Source organism: Burkholderia paludis (assembly GCF_000732615.1).
Lineage (GTDB): Bacteria > Pseudomonadota > Gammaproteobacteria > Burkholderiales > Burkholderiaceae > Burkholderia > Burkholderia paludis.
Genome location: NZ_JPGL01000042.1, coordinates 17,540 through 36,994, shown reverse-complemented (window position 1 = coordinate 36,994; position 19,455 = coordinate 17,540). Strand labels below are relative to the sequence as shown.

Sequence of the window (19,455 nt, the reverse complement as noted above, 5' to 3'; positions counted from 1 at the left end):
TACAATGGCGCCCGCCATGAGATCCGCCGCCTTCCTTCTCGCCGCGCTCTGCTGCGCGGCGAGCGTCCACGCCAGCCCGATGCCGTCCGACGCCGCATCGCTCGGCACGTACTTTTCGTATGACAACGCAGCGGCCGACGCGACCGTCGGCCTGATCGAGCAAGCGCAGCGCCGCGTGCTGCTGGCCGGCCATACGCACGTGCAGCCGGCCGTCGCGAGCGCGCTGCGCGCGGCGCGTGCGCGTGGCGTCGAGGTTCGGGTCGTGCTCGTGCGCTCGCCGCGCGCCGGCAGGTACAGCGGCGCGGGCTATCTGAAATCCGCAGGCATCGACGTCGCGATCGATTCGCGGCCCGGCGATCCCGCGCCGCGCTTCGTGATCGTCGACGACAGCGTCGCGCTGACGACGCTGTCCGAAGGCGCGGCCGCGCATGCGGAAACGGTGAACGTGTTCCGGCGCGCGCCCGAACTCGCGCAATCCTATGCACAGTCGTTCTGGCGGCTGTACCGGCAGGCCGGCGGCCTCTGATCCTTGCCTTCGGCGGGCGCTGCGCCCGCCGGTGTGACCCCGCTTGCATCGGCCGCGCCGATGAACCATGCTCGTTGACAGGCGCCGACGCGGGTTGCGCGCGTCCGGCGCAACAGCCGGGAGCCGATCGTGACCGAGTGGTTTGCCGACCGCGCCGATGCGGGCCGCCAGCTGGCCGATGCATTGGGCGATTACGCGGGGCGTCGCGACGTCGTCGTGCTCGCATTGCCGCGCGGCGGCGTGCCCGTCGCGTATCCGGTTGCCTGCGCGCTGCGCGCGCCGCTCGACGTGCTGGTCGTGCGCAAGCTCGGCGTGCCGTACGATCCCGAACTCGCGATGGGGGCGATCGCGACGGGCGGCGCGATTCATCTGCAGCGTTCGGTGCTCCGTTCGATGAACGTGTCCGACACGCAGCTCGCCGACGTGATCGCGCGCGAGACGGCCGAACTGCATCGCCGCGAAGCACTGTATCGGGGCGCCGCGCCGCCGCTGTCGGTCGACGGACGCGTGGCGATCGTCGTCGACGACGGTATTGCGACCGGTGCGTCGATGCGCGTCGCGCTGCAGGCGCTGCGCGAGCGTCGTCCCGCGCGCGTCGTGGCGGCCGCGCCGGTTGCGCCGGCGGGTGCGCGGCATGCGTTCGACGATCTGGCGGACGCGTTCGTCGCGGTGTCGCAGCCGTCGTCGTTCTTCGGGATCAGCCAGTTCTACGCGTGCTTCGAGCAGACGAGCGACGACGAGGTGCGCGCATTGCTCGACGCGGCCCGTCTCCGACCCGGCATCACGTCCGCCTGAGCCCGTGCGGGCGGTCGGCCTCGGCCAGGGCGAACGCGCGCTGCAGCGCCGGATGGACGTTGCCGTGCCAGCGCGCTCCCGTAAACAGCCCGTAGTGATCGCAATCGTCGACGTCGATGCGATAGCGCTCGTCGGCCGTGAGGCCGCCGCACATGTCGAGCGCCGCATGCGTCTGGCCGGCGCCCGTGACCGCGTCGCAGGCGCCTTCGACGGTCAGCAGCGTGACGCCGCGCAGCGCGGCCGGCTCGATCCGCCGGCCGCCTACCTCCCACGTGCCGTTGGCGAGACTCATGCGCTGGAACACGATGTCGATCGTGTCGAGGAAATACTCGGCCGGCATGTCGAGCAGCGCGGTGTATTCGAGCAGCGCCCGCCGCGCCGCGGCGAGCCCGGCCATGTCGAAGCGCGACGCGGCCAGCGCGTAGGCCTCGATCAGCGTCAGGAAGCGCCGCGGATACAGGAGGGCGATCTCGCCCTGTTGCAGGTAGGTCGGGAACACGTGGCGGCCGTGCCCGGTGAAGCCGGGCGGCACGACGTCGATCAGGTAGCGGCGGCACCAGCCGAGCGAGTGCGCGGCCGCGGCGCTGCCGAGCGAGCTCGGATTCAGGCGGGCGTCGAGCGGGCCGCCGATCAGCGTGATGCTCGCGGGCGGCGCGAGGCCGCGTGCGGCGCGCAGGGCGAGGGCGCCGAGCGCCGGCACGGTCGCCTGGCACACGGCGACGACATGCAGCGGCCGCTCGTCGTGCGCGAGCCCGTCGACGAAGCCGTCGAGCGTCGCCACGTATTCGTCGAGCCCGAAGCGGCCCGACGCGAGCGGCACGTCGCGCGCGTTGCGCCAGTCGGTCACGCAGACGTCGCCGTCGGCGAGCAGTGTTTCCACGGTTTCCCGCATCATCACGGCCGCGTGCCCGGCCAGCGGCGCGCACAGCAGCACCGTACGCCGTGTGTCGGGGCGCGTGAAACGCCGCAGGTCGCAGAACGGCGTGCGCGCGACGATGCGCTCGCCGAGGTCCGGCCACCCGATGTCGAAGCGCGGCGGGCCGGCCGGCCGTCCGAGCAACGGCTCGAACAGATCGTCGTAGCACGACGCGGCGGCGTGCGGCAGCGTCGTCGGGGGCCACGCGTCGAACGCATGCCGCGTCGCGGCGCGCCAGGCGCGCATCCATTCCCGCTGCTGCTCGACGAGGGCATACCACATGGCGAACCTTGGGGCGGAAGGGGCGTGAATCTGCATTATGGCCACTGTAGCCGCGCAGCGGGAGTCCGATCTGCGGCCGGCTGATGCGTATCAAGCGATCTAGGCGGCGCGGTGCAACGCTGCTACAGTCGTCGGTCCCATTCCCCTCGAGCGGAGCGTTTGCGATGAAGCTGATCGGCATGCTGGATTCCCCATTCGTGCGACGTGTCGCCATTTCGGCGAAGCTGCTCGACCTGCCGTTCGAACACGAGCCGGTTTCGGTATTCCGTCATTTCGAGCAGTTCAAGGCGCTCAACCCGGTCGTCAAGGCGCCGACGCTCGTGACCGGCGACGGCACGACGCTGCTCGATTCGTCGCTGATCGTCGACTATCTCGATCACCTGGTTGAGCCGGAGCGGCGCCTGCTGCCCGACGCCGCGGAGGCGCGGCTGCGGGCGCTCGTGCCGGTCGGTTTTGCGCTGGCGGCGGCCGAGAAGACCGTGCAGGTCATCTACGAGCAGGCGCTGCGCCCGGCCGACAAGCAGCACGCGCCGTGGCTCGAGCGCGTGATGGGCCAGCTCGAAGGGGCGTACGGCGCACTGGAGCCGCTCGTGGCGGCGGCGAACGGCTGGCTGGGCGGCGCGCGTCCGCTGCAATCCGACGTGACGGTCGCGGTGGCGTGGCGCTTCACGCAGTTCATGGCGGCCGATTACCCGGCGCTCGCGCGGATCGATCCGGCCCGCTATCCGGCGCTGGCCGCGCATTCGGCCCGGGCGGAAGCGCTGCCGGCGTTCGTCGGGACGCCGCTGGTCTGAGGCCGGTTCGCGCGGGGCGATCGACCGCCGCGGGCCGAGATCCGGCGCGCGCCGGGCCCGGGCGGGCAAACCGCTGCCGATTGTTCGCGAACGCTGACAAGTGACTTCGCATTCGCGCGGTTTATCCGGGGCCGGCCGATCCCTAGAATTCACTCCATCGAATCACGCGTTGCCTGATGGAGCCGAACATGAAAGCCCTGATCGAATCGAGCCTGTACCACCCGTCCGTCGTGTTGCCGCTTGCCGCGCTGACGCAACTGATGGTCGAGCGCGACTTCAATCTCGGCCAGATCGGACTGATCGTCGCGACCCGAGGCGCACAGGCGGCGGTGTCGCGCTCGCGCGCACTGATCTTCTGCCGTCACTGCGAGGCGCAGGCATGAGCGCGCTTGAGGCGGATCGCTGAAAAAAAGCCCGGCCGGCGCGAGCCGGTCGGGCGGATCGGGTTCGATCGGGCCCCGGCTTCGGCCGGGGCCTTTTTCATGGTCGACGCTCAGGCGCGCGCGGTCGATACGACGCCATACGGCTGCGCATCGTCGTCCTCGCGCATCTGGCGCGCCAACTGGTGGGCTTCGCGGCGCGTCGCGACGGCCGGCGGCGAGCCCTTGAGCGGCTGGCGCGCGGTTTCGGCGAGCGCGAGCACCGACACGATGCCGATCACGGCCGCGCCCATCATGTAGTACGCGGGCATCATCAGGTTGTGGGTCAAGTCGACGAGCCACGCGGTCACGAGCGGCGTCGTGCCGCCGAACAGCGACACCGACACGTTGAAGCCGATCGCGAGCGCGCCGTAGCGGATCTCGGTCGGGAACAGCGCCGGCAGCGCCGACGGCATCACGCCGGTAAAGCACGACAGCAGCACGCCGAGGATCAGCAGGCCGCCGAACACCGAGGCCGTGGTGCCCGCATGGATCAGCGTCATCGACGGAATCGACAGCGCGAGCAGGCCGATACAGCCGGCGAGCATCACGGGCTTGCGGCCGACCTTGTCGGACAGGCGGCCCGCGGCGAGCGTCATCGGCATCATCAGCACCATCACGATCAGCACGAGCACGAGGCTGTGCGATTCGTCGAAGTGCAGTGTCGACGACATGAAGCTCGGCAGGTACGACAGCACCATGTAGTCGGTCACGTTGAAGATCAGCACGAGGCCGACGCACAGCAGCAGCGCGCGCCAGTTGCGCATCAGCGTGTCGCGGAAGCGCGCCTTCGGCACGGCCTTGTCCTGCGCTTCGCGCGCTTCGGCCTGGCGCTTGAACGCGGGCGTTTCCTCGAGCTTCATCCGGATGTAGAGGCCGATCAGGCCGAGCGGGCCGGCGATCAGGAACGGCACGCGCCAGCCCCACGACAGCAGCGCTTCCTGCGACAGCGACGCGGTGAGCAGCGCGACGACGCCGGCCCCCAGCACGTAGCCGATCAGCGTACCGAACTCGAGGAAGCTGCCCATGAAGCCGCGCCGCTTGTCGGTCGAGAATTCGGCGATGAAGGTGGCTGCGCCGCCGTATTCGCCGCCGGTCGAGAAACCCTGCACGAGACGCGCGACGAGCAGCAGCACGGGCGCCATGATGCCGATGGACGCGTAGCTGGGAATCAGGCCGATCGCGAAGGTGCCGACGGCCATCATGATCATCGTGGCGGCGAGCACGCGCTGGCGGCCGATGCGATCGCCGAGCGGGCCGAACACCATGCCGCCGAGCGGGCGCACGAGGAACGCGGCCGCGAACGTGCCGAAGGTCGCGAGCAATTGCGCGGACGGGCTGCTGGACGGGAAGAACACCTTGCCGAGCGTGACGGCGATGTAGCTGTAGACGCCGAAGTCGAACCATTCCATCGCATTGCCGATGGCCATCGCGCTGACGGCGCGCTTGAGGAGGCTCTGGTCGACGACGGTGATGTCGTCGGCGGCGAGTGGGGCCTCGCCGGACGGCGAGGCGGAGGGAGCAGCAGCGGTCGGGCTGACGTGTGTTGCGGTCAAGGTCATGCACTCCTTTGACTGCGCCGGAACGGGCGGGCCGTCCGACACGGTTTGCCGGCGAGCGTGGTGTCGTGTGCGGCGCGTCGGGGCAAACCATTAAGCACTTACTGCACAACGGGCGGTAAAGAGCCTGAAGGGACTGCTTCGACGCGGGCCCGGCGGGCCGTCGCGACAGTGCGCTCATGAAGAATGGGCCGCGTGATGCAGGCGGCAGATGCCGGCGCGGACGATGTCCGGCGTTCCGGCGAGCACCCCGGAGGGGCAGCGAAACGAGAAAAGCGGGCCTGTCGGGCGGGCTTTCCTGTGGATGCAATTTCGGTCGAAGGGCCGGCCCGCAACACGCGGACGGACTTCTCTCGAAATCGAATAGACAGAGATTGAATGTTGAAACAGGCGACATGATAGCACGATGACGGATGATCGTGCAAATTGCCGGGAGACGCCCGTCCGGCGGGGGCCGCTCGGGTATGATCGGCGGCGCGCGGCGAGCCCGCGCAACCCCGTTGGCGGGGGTGAATTCGCGAGGAACCGGATGACCGAACTGATGAGGATCGCGGCGCTGTTTGCCGCCACCGCGCTGGCCGAAATCGTCGGCTGCTACCTGCCGTGGCTCGTGCTGAAAGCCGGGCGCCCGGCCTGGCTGCTGGTGCCGGCCGCGCTGTCGCTCGCGCTGTTCGCGTGGCTGCTGACGCTGCACCCGAGCGCGGCGGGGCGCACCTACGCGGCGTACGGCGGCGTGTATATCGCCGTTGCGCTGATCTGGCTGCGGGTGGTCGACGGCGTCGCGCTGACCCGCTGGGACGTGGCCGGCGCGGTGCTCGCGCTCGGCGGGATGGCGGTCATCGCGCTGCAGCCGCGCGCGTGAGCGCGACTGCGGCGCGGGCCGGGTGCGTCAGGCCGGCTCGGCGGCGCCCGCGTCGGCGGGCTTGCGCCATACGCAGGTGCCCTTGACCGATTTGTCGAGCTCGTCGAGTTGCGCGTGGTGCGCGGCAAGTTCGTCGTCGCTCGCGGTCACCACGGCCAGGTCGAGCGCGGCGAGCGACACGCGCTGGCCGTTGCCCGCGCCGCCGTCGGCGCCCGCGTCGTCGAGCATGTCGATCACGAGGCTGTCCTGGCCGCGCGTCATCGCGAGATACACCTCGGCGAGCAGTTCCGAGTCGAGCAGCGCGCCGTGCAGCGTACGGTGCGCGTTGCTGATGCCGAAGCGGTCGCACAGCGCGTCGAGCGAGTTGCGCTTGCCGGGGAACATCTGCTTGGCCTGCACCAGCGTGTCGATCACGCCGCCGCAATGCTCGGTGAACGGCGGCAGGCCGAGCCGCGAGAATTCGGCGTCGAGGAACCCGAGGTCGAACGGCGCGTTGTGGATGATCAGCTCGGCGTCCTGCACGAAATCGCGAATCTGGTTAGCGACTTCCGCGAACTTCGGCTTGTCGCTGAGGAATTCGGTCGTGAGGCCGTGCACCGCCAGCGCGCCCGGATCGCTGTCGCGCTCGGGGTTCACGTAGAAATGCAGGTTGTTGCCGGTGAGCCGCCGGTTCAGCAGCTCGACGCAGCCGATTTCGATGAGGCGGTCGCCCGTGCGGGCGTTCAGGCCGGTGGTTTCGGTATCGAGAATGATCTGGCGCATGTCGGGAAAAACAAGGAAAACAGGGGAGCGGCCGGTGCTCAGGCCGTGAGCGATTCGACGCCGCGATTCGCGAGCGCGTCGGCGCGCTCGTTTTCGGGATGGCCCGCGTGGCCCTTGACCCAGCGCCACTCGACCTCGTGCTGCGCGACGAGCGCGTCGAGCCGCTTCCACAGGTCGGCGTTCTTCACGGGCGTCTTCGCCGCGGTGATCCAGCCTTTCTTCTTCCAGCCGTGGATCCACTCGCTGATGCCTTTCTGCACGTATTGCGAGTCGGTGTGCACGATCACCTGGCACGGCCGCTTCAGCGCCTCGAGCGCGGCGATCACGCCCATCAGCTCCATGCGGTTGTTGGTCGTGTTGGGCTCGCCGCCGAACAGTTCCTTTTCGCGGTCGCCGTAGCGCATCAGTGCGCCCCAGCCGCCGGGGCCGGGGTTGCCCTTGCAGGCGCCGTCGGTATAGATGTCGATGGTATCGGTGGTCATGAGTGTTCTTGATGGGTGGTCGGGGAGGCCGCCGGCGTCAGGCCCGGCGCGAGCACGGGCTTCTTCATCCTGATCTGGCCGACAAGGCGCATGCCGCGCACGCGCTTGACGGCCGTCACCATGTAGACGGCGCCGAAGATCGGCCACCAGCGGTCGCCGGCGGCTTCCATGAAGCCGTAGCGGGCCAGCCACTTGTCGGTGGCGAGCGGCGGCCGGTAGCAGCCGAAACGGCCGCGTTCGAGGTCGAAGCCGAGCAGCTTGATCCAGTCCTTGAGCCGGATGAACGCGATCTGGTCGCGCGCGGCCGGCACGAACGGATGGTTCGCCATGCGCCCGAACGATTGCCGCATGCCCCACAGGCTCAGCGAATTGAAGCCGGTGATGACGAGCTGGCCTTCCGGCATCAGCACGCGTTCGGCCTCGCGCAGCAGGCGGTGCGGGTCGGACGTGAATTCGAGCGTATGCGGCATCACGATCAGGTCGACGCTCTGCGACTCGAACGGCAGGTCGAGCAGGTCGCACCAGGTCGTGCTGCGCCCGTCGGGCGCGTGCTCGGGCGTGTGCGCCTCGCGCGCCCACGGATACTGGTACGGCGCGCTCGCGCCGCTCGCCGGATCGAGCACGAGGCCGCGATACGGCATGCGGTTCTCGCGCAGCGCGTCGAGCTGCGGCAGGCCGAGCTGCAGCGCGTGGAACCCGAAGACGTCGGACACGATCCGGTCGAGCTGCGCCTGCTCCCAGCCCAGCACGTAGCGGCCGGGCGGCGAGTCGGTCCAGGCGGGCCAGTCTATAATTTGTCGGTCAGACATAACGATGATTGCGCGCCCATGAACGAGCTGGAATACGTGCCGGTGCCGGCATTCGAAGACAACTATATCTGGCTCGTCTCGGACGGCCGCGATGCGATCGCCGTCGATCCGGGTGAAGCCGCGCCCGTGCGCCGGGTTCTTGCCGAACGAGGCTGGCGGTTGACCGCTATTTTACTCACGCACCACCATGCCGACCACGTCGGCGGTGTCGCGGCACTGCGCGATAGCCAACCGGCCGATGTTCCGCTCGCCGTTTACGGCCCGGCGGCCGAGGCGATCGGCGTGGTCACGCGGCCGCTGTCCGGCGGCGCGCGCGTGGTGCTCGACGCGCCGGCCGTCGCGTTCGACGTGCTCGACGTGCCCGGCCATACGCGCGGCCACATCGCCTACTTCCAGGCGGCCGGGCAGGGCGCTGCGGTGCCGCACGTGTTCTGCGGCGACACCTTGTTCTCGTGCGGCTGCGGCCGCCTGTTCGAAGGCACGCCCGCGCAGATGCTCGCGTCGCTCGACGCGCTCGCGGCGCTGCCCGGCGACACGCGCGTGCACTGCGCCCACGAATACACGCTGTCGAACATCCGCTTCGCGCTCGCATGCGAGCCCGGCAACGCGGCGCTCGCCGCGTGGCGCGACGACGCACAGGCGCTGCGCGCGCGCGGCGTGCCGACGCTGCCCACTACGATCGCGCACGAACGCGCCGTTAACCCGTTCATGCGGGCGGACAGCGATGCGATCCGCGCGACGCTTGAAGCCGAACTGCACGAAACAGTGCCGGATCGACTGGCGGCGTTCACGCTGATGCGAGAGTGGAAAAACCGGTTCCGGTGATCATTTCCGGAGGACTCCAAAGCTCAAGCGGTGTCTGTAAAAATTGCTCCAAATGTAGGATTTCGCTGAGTTTTCGGTGTTTTTATTGACGTGAAGCACGCACTTCCGTAGTATCGCCTGCAATTTCCAGCCGTCGGAAGCCGAGATTTTCATGCGACTTATATTGAGTGCGATGGTGGTTCTGCTGCTCGCCGCCTGTGCGAGCCAGCCGCCTGTCGCCAACAACGCCGCCGATTCGCAGGCGACGTCCAGCTACCTCCGTAAATCAGCCACTGCCAAGGAAACCGTCGACGTCGACAAGCAATCCGTCGGCGACCTGACCAGCGCGGACTCCGATCTCTGGGGGCGCATTCGTCGCGGCTTCCAGATGCCCGACCTGCAGAGCGACCTGGTCGACATGCAGACGACCTGGTACACGCAGCGGCCCGATTACGTGCAGCGCATGACCGAGCGTTCGCAGAAGTACCTGTATCACATCGTCGAGGAGCTCGAGGCGCGGCACATGCCGACCGAGCTTGCGCTGCTGCCGTTCATCGAGTCCGCGTACAACCCGCAGGCGCTGTCGGTCGCGAAGGCGGCCGGCATGTGGCAGTTCATGCCCGGCACGGGCCGCACGTACAACCTGAAGCGCAACATGTGGCAGGACGAGCGCCGCGACGTGCTCGCGTCGACGAGCGCCGCGCTCGACTACCTGTCGCGCCTGCATGACATGTTCGGCGACTGGTACCTGGCGCTGGCCGCGTACAACTGGGGCGAGGGCAACGTGCAGCGCGCGATCGCGCGCAACCAGGCGGCCGGTCTGCCGACCGACTACCAGAGCCTGCGGATGCCGAACGAGACGCGCAACTACGTGCCGAAGCTGCAGGCGGTGAAGAACATCATCGCGAGCCCGCAGCAGTACGGCCTGACGCTGCCGGACATCCCGAACCACCCGTATTTCGTGACGGTCACGACGTCGCGCGACATCGACGTGGAGATCGCCGCGAAGCTCGCGAACCTGTCGCTCGACGAATTCCGCTCGCTGAACCCGTCGTTCTCGAAGCCGGTGATCCTCGGTGCGACCGAGCCGCAGATCCTGCTGCCGTTCGACAACGCGTCGGCGTTCGAGAAGAACCTGAAGGCCTACAACGGCCAGCTTTCGTCCTGGACCACCTATACGGTCAGCGAGCGCGCGCGGCCGGCCGCGATCGCCGAGAAGATCGGCGTGGACGCCGATACGCTGATGGCGGTCAACAAGATTCCGGCCGGCATGCGCCTGAAGCCGGGCTCGACGATCGTCGTGCCGCGCGGCGGCGACGACGACGAGGACATCAGCGCCGATGTCGCCGAAAACGGCGTACTCGCGATGGAACCCGACGTGCCCGACACGCGCAAGATGCTGATCCGCGTGCGCCGCAAGCAGTCGATGGCGGCGATCGCCGGCCGCTACGGGGTGTCGGTCGGCCAGCTCAAGGCCTGGAATCGCACGCACCGGGATCTCGCGATGCCGGGCCAGGCGCTCGTGCTGCACGTGCCGGTCGGCCGCGCGGTGCCGGCCGAGCCGGGGCCCGAACGGATCGCGACGTCGGTCGGCGGCGCGCACATCGAGCGCGCGAGCCTGGCGGTGGGCGGCAAGTCCGCGCACGGCGCGAAGCGCGCCGCGGCCAAGCCGGCTGCCAAGTCGTCGAAGGCGGCGCCCGCGAAGGCGGAGCACAAGGGCAAGAAGAAGTAACGCGGTCGCGCACGCGTCGCGCGGCCGGCCCGGTTCGCGCGATTGCGTTATCATCCGATCAAATGCGACGAAACGCCGTCACCGAGGTGACGGCGTTTTCGTTTGTGCGCGGCGCGCGGGCGCCGCGCCGGAAATCTTCACATAACGAGGGGAAGCGATGTCGTCGGTGCAGGTGAGGGTGCTCGCGCTGTTTTCGGTCGGGTATTTCGTGTCGTACGTGTTTCGCGGCGTCAATCTGGGCTTCGCGCCGTTCGTCACGCACGAACTCGGGCTGTCCGCCGCCGATCTCGGCCTGCTCACGAGTCTGTATTTCCTCGGCTTCGCGGGTGCGCAGATCCCGGCCGGCGTGATGCTCGACCATTTCGGCCCGCGCCGCGTGACGGCCGGCATGCTGCTGTTCGCGGCAGCCGGTGCGGCCGTGTTCGGCGCCGCGCACAGCCTCGGCACGATGATGGCCGGCCGGCTGCTGATCGGCGTGGGCGTGTCGGTCTGTCTCGGCGCGGCGTTCAAGGCGCTCGCGCAGCACTTCCCGGTCGGCCGGCTGCCGCTCGTCAACGGTCTCGTGATGGCCGTGGGCGGCCTTGGCGGCGTCGTGGTCGGCTCGCCGCTGACCTGGCTGCTCGGCTGGACGAGCTGGCGCGATATCTGTTTCGGTCTCGCGGTGCTGACGGTGGCCGTCGCGGCCTCGATCGGCCTCGGGGCGCCCGAAGCGGCGCAGGCGCGCCACCAGGGCGGGCTCGTCAGTCAGTTCAAGGGGACGTGGCACATCCTGAGCAGCCGTGCGTTCTGGAAGATCGCGTCGTTCTCGGTCGTCACGCAGGGCGTGTTCTACGCGATGCAGTCGCTGTGGGTCGGGCCGTACCTGCGCGACGTCGCCGGGTTCGATGCGCCGCATGCCGCGCGCCTCGTGTCGGTGCTCGGTTTCGCGATGATGGCCGGCTGCGTCGGTTTCGGCGCGGCGGCGCGCGTGCTCGAGCGGCGCGGCGTATCCGTCTACGCGTTCTGCGGGGTGGGCATGGCGCTGTTCGTCGCGACCCAGGCCGCGATCGTCGCGCGCGCGCCGCTGCCGCCGGCGGTGCTGTGGGCGGCCTACGGGATGTTCGGCGGCGTCGGCATCCTGACCTACGCGGTGATGGCGGGGCACTTTCCCGCCCATCTGATCGGCCGGGCGAACACGACGCTCACGCTCGTGATCTTCCTGCTGATCTTTGCATTCCAGATCGGCGTCGGCGCGGTGCTGTCGCACTGGCCGGCGGTCGACGGCCGTTATCCGGCCGTCGCGCATTTCACCGCGTGGGGCGTGCTGCTCGCGCTGCAGCTCGCGAGCGCGGTCTGGTACGTATGGCCCGCGCGCGGCGCTGGCCAAGCACACTGATCAGGCGGTACGCTGACGGGTAGGGCGGCCGCGGAAACGGGGCCGCAGCACGTCGCGCCGCGCCGGCGGGCGCCGCGCGTGCATGATCGGACGCGCCATATCGATTGAAGATAGGGCCGTTTTCAGGCTATAATTTGAAAGTTTGTGCTGATCAACCTCGCACCCTAGCGCCTACCTCATTCATCCCGTTCATCCGCCGCACGCCGCCTGCCGGGCGATGCCGCGAAGCCTCGTGCGCCACGCGCCGGGTTCGCGGCTCGCAGCGCAAGCCGCGTCCAGCTAGCGACCACGCGCGCTCACGCAGCGCGGCGCTCGCGCGGCAGGGTAAACAGGTCGGCAGCAGGGTGTTCCCCAAGGAGCCTCCCGTGTTGCCGTCTTTTACTCCCGCCTTGCTTGCACTCGCCGACGGCACGGTCTTTCGTGGTTATTCGATCGGGGCCGAAGGCCACACGATCGGCGAAGTCGTGTTCAATACCGCGATCACCGGCTATCAGGAAATCCTGACCGATCCGAGCTACTCGCGCCAGATCGTCACGCTCACCTATCCGCATATCGGCAACGTCGGCGTCAACGCCGAGGACGTCGAAGCCACGAAAGTCCATGCCGCCGGCCTGATCATCCGTGATCTGCCCTCGCTCGCGTCGAACTTCCGCATGGACCGCACGCTTGGCGATTACCTGCGCGACGAAGGCGTCGTCGCGATCGCCGGTATCGACACCCGCAAGCTGACCCGGATCCTGCGCGACAAGGGCGCGCAGAACGGCTGCATCCTGACGGGCTCGGACGACGCGGAGAAGGCGATCGAGCTCGCGCGCTCGTTCCCCGGTCTTGCCGGCATGGATCTCGCGAAGGTCGTGTCGACCGACAAGCCGTTCGAGTGGAAGCAGACCGAATGGCGCCTCGGCAGCGGCTACGGCATGCAGGAAGCGCCGAAGTATCGCGTCGTCGCGTACGATTTCGGCGTCAAGTACAACATCCTGCGCATGCTCGCGGAGCGCGGCTGCCACGTGACGGTCCTGCCCGCGCAGGCGAGCGCGGCCGATGCGCTCGCGCTGAATCCGGACGGCATCTTCCTGTCGAACGGCCCCGGCGATCCGGAGCCGTGCGACTACGCGATCGCCGCCGCAAAGGAATTCATCGCGCGCGGCGTGCCGACCTTCGGCATCTGCCTGGGCCACCAGATCATGGGCCTCGCGGTCGGCGCGAAGACGCTGAAGATGAAGACCGGCCACCACGGCGCGAACCACCCGGTGAAGGATCTCGGCGACGGCCGTGTCGTGATCACGTCGCAGAACCACGGCTTCGCGGTCGACGCCGACTCGCTGCCGGCCAACGCGCGCGTGACGCACGTGTCGCTGTTCGACGGCACGCTGCAGGGCTTCGAGCTCACCGACAAGCCGGCGTTCTGCTTCCAGGGTCACCCGGAAGCGTCGCCCGGCCCGCACGACATCGGCTATCTGTTCGACCGTTTCACCGCGCTGATGGACGCGGCGAAGCAGCACAACGCCTGACGTCACCGACGCAACCGAAGAACGGGAGATTCGCATCATGTTCGGCCACGCACTCGGCATCACGGATATCTGGACCTACGTGTTCGGCGTGATCTTCATCATCCTGCTGCCGGGGCCGAACTCGATGTACGTGCTGTCGCTCGCGGCGCAGCGCGGCGTGAAGGCCGGCTACCGCGCGGCCTGCGGCGTGTTCCTCGGCGACACCGTGCTGATGGTGCTGTCCGCCGCGGGCGTCGCGTCGCTGCTGAAGGCGAACCCGTTGCTGTTCTCCGTCGTCAAGTACGGCGGCGCCGCGTATCTGCTCTACATCGGCACCGGCATGCTGCGCAGCGCGTGGCAGAAGCTGCGCGCGCCGGCCCATGCGCCGGCCGACGCGCCGCGTTCGGTCGATGCGGAGCGGCCGTTCCGCAAGGCGCTGATCGTGAGCCTGCTGAACCCGAAGGCGATCCTGTTCTTCATCTCGTTCTTCATCCAGTTCGTCGACCCGGCATTCCCGCATCCCGCGCTGTCGTTCGTCGTGCTCGGGGCGATCGCGCAATGCGCGAGCTTCCTGTACCTGAGCACGCTGATCTTCGCGGGCGCGCGGCTCGCCGAGCATTTCCGTCGCCGCCGCAAGCTTGCGGCAGGCGCGGCGAGCAGCGTGGGCGGCCTGTTCATCGGATTCTCGGTGAAGCTGGCGCTCGCGACCCTGAGCTGAGCGCCGCCGGCCGACCCACGACAACGATTACTTATTGAATTCACCAGCCATGCCAAAACGCACAGACATCAAGAGCATCCTCATCATCGGCGCCGGCCCGATCATCATCGGCCAGGCGTGCGAGTTCGACTATTCGGGCGCGCAGGCTTGCAAGGCGTTGCGTGAGGAGGGCTACAAGGTCGTTCTCGTCAACAGCAACCCGGCGACGATCATGACCGACCCCAACACGGCCGACGTGACCTACATCGAGCCGATCACGTGGGAAGTCGTCGCGCGCATCATCGAGAAGGAGCGCCCGGACGCGATCCTGCCGACGATGGGCGGCCAGACCGCGCTGAACTGCGCGCTCGACCTGCACCACCACGGCGTGCTCGAGAAGTTCGGCGTCGAGCTGATCGGCGCGTCGCCGGAAGCGATCGACAAGGCGGAAGACCGCCAGAAGTTCAAGGACGCGATGACCAAGATCGGTCTCGGTTCCGCGAAGTCGGGCATCGCGCATTCGATGGAAGACGCGACCCGCGTGCACGGCGAGATCATGGCGGCCACCGGCGGCAGCGGCTACCCGATCGTGATCCGTCCGTCGTTCACGCTCGGCGGCTCGGGCGGCGGCATCGCGTACAACCGCGAGGAGTTCGAGGAGATCTGCAAGCGCGGTCTCGACCTCTCGCCCACGCGCGAGCTGCTGATCGAGGAATCGCTGCTCGGCTGGAAGGAGTACGAGATGGAAGTCGTGCGCGACCGCGCCGACAACTGCATCATCGTCTGCTCGATCGAGAACCTCGACCCGATGGGCGTGCACACCGGCGACTCGATCACGGTCGCCCCGGCGCAGACGCTCACCGACAAGGAATACCAGATCCTGCGTAACGCATCGCTTGCGGTGCTGCGCGAGATCGGCGTCGACACGGGCGGCTCGAACGTGCAGTTCTCGATCAACCCGAAGGACGGCCGCATGGTCGTCATCGAGATGAACCCGCGCGTGTCGCGTTCGTCGGCGCTCGCATCGAAGGCGACGGGCTTCCCGATCGCGAAGGTCGCCGCGAAGCTGGCGGTCGGCTACACGCTCGACGAGCTGAAGAACGAAATCACCGGCGGCCAGACCCCGGCGTCGTTCGAGCCGACGATCGACTACGTCGTCACGAAGATTCCGCGCTTCGCGTTCGAGAAATTCCGCGAAGCCGATTCGCGCCTGACGACGCAGATGAAGTCGGTCGGTGAAGTGATGGCGATCGGCCGCACGTTCCAGGAATCGTTCCAGAAGGCGCTGCGTGGCCTCGAAGTCGGCGTCGACGGTCTCGACGAGAAGTCGACCAACCGCGACGAAATCGCGATCGAGATCCACGAGCCGGGCCCGGACCGCATCTGGTACGTCGGCGATGCGTTCCGCATCGGCATGACGGCCGAGGAAATCTTCGCGGAAACCGCGATCGACCCGTGGTTCCTCGAACAGATCGAACAGATCATCCTGAAGGAAAAGGCGCTTTCGGGCCGCACGCTCGCGTCGCTGACGTTCGACGAGCTGCGCTACCTGAAGCAGAGCGGTTTCTCCGACCGCCGCCTCGCGAAGCTGCTCGGCGCGAGCCCGGAAGACGTCCGCAAGCGTCGCGTCGAACTGAACGTGCGCCCGGTCTACAAGCGTGTCGACACCTGCGCGGCCGAATTCGCGACGAAAACCGCGTACATGTACTCGACCTACGAGGAAGAGTGCGAGGCGCAGCCGACCACCAACAAGAAGATCATGGTGCTGGGCGGCGGCCCGAACCGGATCGGCCAGGGTATCGAGTTCGACTACTGCTGCGTGCACGCGGCGCTCGCGATGCGCGAGGACGGTTACGAAACGATCATGGTCAACTGCAACCCGGAAACGGTGTCGACCGACTACGATACGTCCGACCGCCTGTACTTCGAGCCGCTGACGCTCGAAGACGTGCTCGAGATCGTCGACAAGGAAAAGCCTGTCGGCGTGATCGTCCAGTACGGCGGCCAGACGCCGCTGAAGCTCGCGCTCGACCTCGAGGCGCACGGTGTGCCGATCGTCGGCACGTCGCCGGACATGATCGACGCGGCCGAAGACCGCGAGCGCTTCCAGAAGCTGCTGCAGGACCTCGGCCTGCGCCAGCCGCCGAACCGCACCGCGCGCGCCGAAGACGAAGCGCTCAAGCTGGCCGAGGAAATCGGCTATCCGCTGGTCGTGCGCCCGTCGTACGTGCTGGGCGGCCGCGCGATGGAAATCGTCCACGAGCCGCGCGACCTTGAGCGCTACATGCGCGAGGCCGTGAAGGTGTCGAACGATTCGCCGGTGCTGCTCGACCGCTTCCTGAACGACGCGATCGAGTGCGACGTCGACTGCATCTGCGACGGCGACGCCGTGTTCATCGGCGGCGTGATGGAGCACATCGAGCAGGCGGGCGTCCACTCGGGCGACTCGGCGTGCTCGCTGCCGCCGTACTCGCTGTCGAAGGAAACCGTGGCCGAACTGAAGCGCCAGACGGGCGCGATGGCGAAGGCGCTGAACGTGGTCGGCCTGATGAACGTGCAGTTCGCGATCCAGCAGGTGCCGCAGGCGGACGGTTCGAAGCAGGACATCATCTACGTGCTCGAAGTGAACCCGCGCGCATCGCGCACGGTGCCGTACGTGTCGAAGGCAACCAGCCTGCCGCTCGCGAAGATCGCGGCGCGCGCGATGGTCGGCCAGAAGCTCGCGCAGCAGGGCGTGACGAAGGAAGTCGAGCCGCCGTACTTCAGCGTGAAGGAAGCCGTGTTCCCGTTCGTCAAGTTCCCGAGCGTCGATCCGGTCCTCGGGCCTGAAATGCGCTCGACCGGCGAAGTGATGGGCGTCGGCCAGACGTTCGGCGAAGCGCTGTTCAAGTCGCAGCTCGCGGCCGGTTCGCGCCTGCCGGAGTCGGGCACGGTGCTGCTGACCGTGATGGACGCCGACAAGCCGAAGGCGGTCGAAGTCGCGCGCATGCTGCACGACCTCGGCTACCCGATCGTCGCGACCAAGGGTACGGCCGCCGCGATCGAGGCTGCCGGCGTGCCGGTGAAGGTCGTGAACAAGGTGAAGGACGGCCGTCCGCACATTGTCGACATGATCAAGAGCGGCGAGATCGCCCTCGTGTTTACGACGGTCGACGAGACGCGCCAGGCGATCGCCGATTCGCGTTCGATCCGCATGAGCGCACAGGCGCACAAGGTCACGTACTACACGACGATGTCGGGCGCGCGCGCGGCGGTCGAAGGCCTGCGCTACCTGAAGGATCTGGAAGTCTATGATTTACAAGGTCTTCACGCTCGCCTAAACTAAGCGGTCAGTTACCTGTAGAAGCAACACGTGCCGCGATTAGGCGGCGTTTCCGGTTCGCCGGAAATGCGCTTAATCGCGGTGATTTTTTTTATAGCCGTTTTTAGCGATTGAGCCGTTTATGAGCACCATTCCGTTGACAAAGCGTGGCGCAGGACTCCTGCGCGATGAATTGCAGCGCCTCAAGTCCGTCGAGCGGCCGGCCGTGATCAACGCGATCGCGGAGGCCCGCGCACAGGGCGACCTGTCCGAAAACGCCGAATACGATGCCGCGAAGGAAAAGCAGGGCTTCATTGAGGGTCGTATCGCGGAACTCGAATCGAAGCTGTCCGCCGCGCAGGTCATCGATCCCGCCGTGCTCGACGCCGAAGGCCGCGTGGTCTTCGCCTCGACGGTCGAGCTCGAGGATCTCGAGTCGGGCGACACCGTCAAGTACCAGATCGTCGGCGACGACGAAGCCGATATCGATCACGGCCTGATCTCGGTCAGCTCGCCGATCGCGCGCGCACTGATCGGCAAGACCGAAGGCGACGTCGCGGCCGTGCAGGCGCCGAGCGGCGTGCGCGAGTACGAAATCATCTCGGTCAGCTACATCTGAAGCGGGGCGACGTGATGCCGCATCGGGTGTTCCGTCTGCTGTCGGCCGTGTGGGTCGGCAGCCTGCTGACGATCGGGTATGCGGTCGCGCCCGTGCTGTTCAGGACGCTGGAGCGGATGACGGCCGGTTCGGTCGCCGCCCAGCTGTTCCGTATCGAGGCGATCCTCGGTGTCGTGTGCGGCGTGCTGCTGCTCGCGTTGTCGAACCAGCAGGTGCGGCGCGGCAGCAACGAGTATCGCCGCGTGCGCTGGGTCGTCGCGGCGATGATCGTATGCGTGCTGGTCGGGTATTTCGCGCTGCAACCGTTCATGAACGCGCTGCGGGTGGCCGCGATGGACGCGGGCACCGACATCGCGAACTCGCCGTATGCGAGCCGTTTCGGGATGCTGCACGGCGTCTCGAGCGTGTTCTACCTCGTCGAGAGCGTGCTGGGGCTGATGCTGATCTGGCGTTTGCCGACCCGCGACGCCTGAAGCGTGCCGCGCAGGCCCGGCCGATGGCGGGCCCGCGGGGCAGGGCTTACTTGTCCTGGAACGGACGCTTCGTGCTGGCCTGGCGCTTCTTGGCCCGCTTCACGGTGCCGCCGGCCGTCACGCGCTCGTTGCCGCGCACGACGACCTTCGTCGGCTTCGGGCGGCGCACGGGGCTCGCGTTCGGCGAAACCTTGACGACCTTGACGGTGCGCGGTGCGCGGCCTTTCCGGTCGTCGGCGGCTTCGGCCGCGCTCGGCAGCGTGCCGGCACGACGGCCGCGCGCCGGGGCCGCCGCGGCGGCTTCGGGTTTCCAGATCACCAGCAGCTTGCCGATGTGCTGGATCGGCGCCGCGCTCAGGCGGTCGCAGATCTCGTCGTAAATCGCGATGCGTTCGTCGCGTTCGTCGCCGAACACGCGGATCTTGATCAGCTGGTGCGCGTTCAGGTGCACCTTGATCTCCTTCAGCACGGCGTCGGTCAGCCCTTCGGCGCCGATCAGCACGACGGGCTTGAGCGCATGGGCCTGGGAGCGCAGCGCGGAGCGCTCGGCGGGGGTAAGCGAAAGGGCGGGCATGGAAATGTCGAAATCTAAATAAGGGCGCGCTGACTGAATAGCGATCGCGGAACGTTACCGCGTCAGCCGTGCGCCGAAACCACGTAAAATCGCGGCATGGGCCTGAAAAGGGGCCGCAGCCGCGCGAAGAAGACGCGTATTATCCGCTAAAAGCGCGGCTTCACGAAGCAAATGGCAGCAATCT

The 19,455-nt window shown here is 67.9% G+C and carries 19 protein-coding genes; 13 read left to right on the top strand and 6 right to left on the bottom strand.

The genetic code is table 11. From position 1 onward, the window contains the following. The first annotated feature begins 4 nt into the window (after nt 1-4). Nucleotides 5-526, top strand: a complete 522-nt coding sequence (locus GQ56_RS0123780) for a phospholipase D-like domain-containing protein (RefSeq protein WP_031401014.1) — start codon at nt 5-7, stop codon at nt 524-526. Nucleotides 527-655: 129 nt separating this feature from the next. Then, nucleotides 656-1,321, top strand: a complete 666-nt coding sequence (locus tag GQ56_RS0123775) for a phosphoribosyltransferase (protein WP_407638600.1) — start codon at nt 656-658, stop codon at nt 1,319-1,321. Here GQ56_RS0123775 and GQ56_RS0123770 read toward each other — a convergent pair. Then, nucleotides 1,308-2,519, bottom strand: coding sequence for a polyhydroxyalkanoate depolymerase (locus GQ56_RS0123770; protein WP_031401012.1), 1,212 nt, complete (start codon nt 2,517-2,519; stop codon nt 1,308-1,310). The genes GQ56_RS0123775 and GQ56_RS0123770 overlap by 14 nt on opposite strands. Before the next feature lie 164 nt (nt 2,520-2,683). Here GQ56_RS0123770 and GQ56_RS0123765 point away from each other — a divergent pair, with 164 nt between their 5' ends. Continuing rightward, nucleotides 2,684-3,313 carry a glutathione S-transferase family protein gene (locus tag GQ56_RS0123765; protein WP_031401011.1) on the top strand — a complete coding sequence of 210 codons (630 nt, stop codon included), beginning with the start codon at nt 2,684-2,686 and terminating at the stop codon, nt 3,311-3,313. A gap of 176 nt (nt 3,314-3,489) precedes the next feature. After that, nucleotides 3,490-3,696, top strand: a complete 207-nt coding sequence (locus tag GQ56_RS0123760; RefSeq protein ID WP_031401010.1) for a hypothetical protein — start codon at nt 3,490-3,492, stop codon at nt 3,694-3,696. A 110-nt stretch (nt 3,697-3,806) separates the two neighbouring features. Here GQ56_RS0123760 and proP read toward each other — a convergent pair whose 3' ends face one another. Further along, complete coding sequence (gene proP, locus GQ56_RS0123755; RefSeq protein ID WP_031401009.1) at nt 3,807-5,294, bottom strand: glycine betaine/L-proline transporter ProP; 1,488 nt, start codon at nt 5,292-5,294, stop codon at nt 3,807-3,809. Nucleotides 5,295-5,820: 526 nt separating this feature from the next. Here proP and GQ56_RS0123750 point away from each other — a divergent pair. Further along, a complete protein-coding gene (locus GQ56_RS0123750; RefSeq protein ID WP_011545077.1) occupies nt 5,821-6,153 on the top strand; it encodes a YnfA family protein in 333 nt (110 codons plus the stop codon). Nucleotides 6,154-6,180: 27 nt separating this feature from the next. Here the strand turns inward: GQ56_RS0123750 and dnaQ are convergent, their stop codons facing one another. The 3 genes from dnaQ to GQ56_RS0123735 are packed head-to-tail and all read right to left on the bottom strand — an operon-like array spanning nt 6,181 to nt 8,206. Next, nucleotides 6,181-6,915 (bottom strand): DNA polymerase III subunit epsilon, encoded by a 735-nt coding sequence (gene dnaQ / locus GQ56_RS0123745; protein WP_031401008.1) that lies wholly within the window; start codon nt 6,913-6,915, stop codon nt 6,181-6,183. 38 nt (nt 6,916-6,953) lie between these two features. After that, nucleotides 6,954-7,397: a ribonuclease HI gene (gene rnhA, locus GQ56_RS0123740; RefSeq protein WP_031401007.1), complete on the bottom strand. Its 444-nt coding sequence runs from the start codon at nt 7,395-7,397 to the stop codon at nt 6,954-6,956. Continuing rightward, nucleotides 7,394-8,206: a class I SAM-dependent methyltransferase gene (locus GQ56_RS0123735; protein WP_031401006.1), complete on the bottom strand. Its 813-nt coding sequence runs from the start codon at nt 8,204-8,206 to the stop codon at nt 7,394-7,396. Before GQ56_RS0123735 ends, rnhA begins: the two co-directional genes overlap by 4 nt. Nucleotides 8,207-8,224: 18 nt before the next feature. On the opposite strand from GQ56_RS0123735, the gene gloB reads away from it, so the two are divergent. The 8 genes from gloB (at nt 8,225) to GQ56_RS0123690 (ending at nt 18,697) form a co-directional block, all read left to right on the top strand. Next, nucleotides 8,225-9,031 carry a hydroxyacylglutathione hydrolase gene (gene gloB / locus GQ56_RS0123730; protein ID WP_031401005.1) on the top strand — a complete coding sequence of 269 codons (807 nt, stop codon included), beginning with the start codon at nt 8,225-8,227 and terminating at the stop codon, nt 9,029-9,031. 151 nt (nt 9,032-9,182) lie between these two features. Further along, nucleotides 9,183-10,742: a transglycosylase SLT domain-containing protein gene (locus GQ56_RS0123725; protein ID WP_031401004.1), complete on the top strand. Its 1,560-nt coding sequence runs from the start codon at nt 9,183-9,185 to the stop codon at nt 10,740-10,742. Nucleotides 10,743-10,899: 157 nt separating this feature from the next. Next, entirely contained in the window at nt 10,900-12,117 is a 1,218-nt protein-coding gene (locus GQ56_RS0123720) for an MFS transporter (protein WP_031401003.1), read from the top strand. Between the two features lie 365 nt (nt 12,118-12,482). After that, nucleotides 12,483-13,628 carry a glutamine-hydrolyzing carbamoyl-phosphate synthase small subunit gene (carA, locus tag GQ56_RS0123710; protein ID WP_031401002.1) on the top strand — a complete coding sequence of 382 codons (1,146 nt, stop codon included), beginning with the start codon at nt 12,483-12,485 and terminating at the stop codon, nt 13,626-13,628. A gap of 37 nt (nt 13,629-13,665) precedes the next feature. Further along, complete coding sequence (leuE, locus tag GQ56_RS0123705) at nt 13,666-14,325, top strand: leucine efflux protein LeuE (RefSeq protein WP_031401001.1); 660 nt, start codon at nt 13,666-13,668, stop codon at nt 14,323-14,325. A 49-nt stretch (nt 14,326-14,374) separates the two neighbouring features. Continuing rightward, nucleotides 14,375-17,629: a carbamoyl-phosphate synthase large subunit gene (gene carB / locus GQ56_RS0123700; protein WP_031401000.1), complete on the top strand. Its 3,255-nt coding sequence runs from the start codon at nt 14,375-14,377 to the stop codon at nt 17,627-17,629. A 118-nt stretch (nt 17,630-17,747) separates the two neighbouring features. After that, nucleotides 17,748-18,224: a transcription elongation factor GreA gene (gene greA / locus GQ56_RS0123695; protein ID WP_031400999.1), complete on the top strand. Its 477-nt coding sequence runs from the start codon at nt 17,748-17,750 to the stop codon at nt 18,222-18,224. A 14-nt stretch (nt 18,225-18,238) separates the two neighbouring features. Further along, nucleotides 18,239-18,697 carry a DUF4149 domain-containing protein gene (locus GQ56_RS0123690; RefSeq protein ID WP_031400998.1) on the top strand — a complete coding sequence of 153 codons (459 nt, stop codon included), beginning with the start codon at nt 18,239-18,241 and terminating at the stop codon, nt 18,695-18,697. Nucleotides 18,698-18,743: 46 nt separating this feature from the next. Here the strand turns inward: GQ56_RS0123690 and GQ56_RS0123685 are convergent, their stop codons facing one another. After that, nucleotides 18,744-19,271, bottom strand: coding sequence for a YhbY family RNA-binding protein (locus tag GQ56_RS0123685; RefSeq protein ID WP_031400997.1), 528 nt, complete (start codon nt 19,269-19,271; stop codon nt 18,744-18,746). Nucleotides 19,272-19,455: the final 184 nt, after the last annotated feature.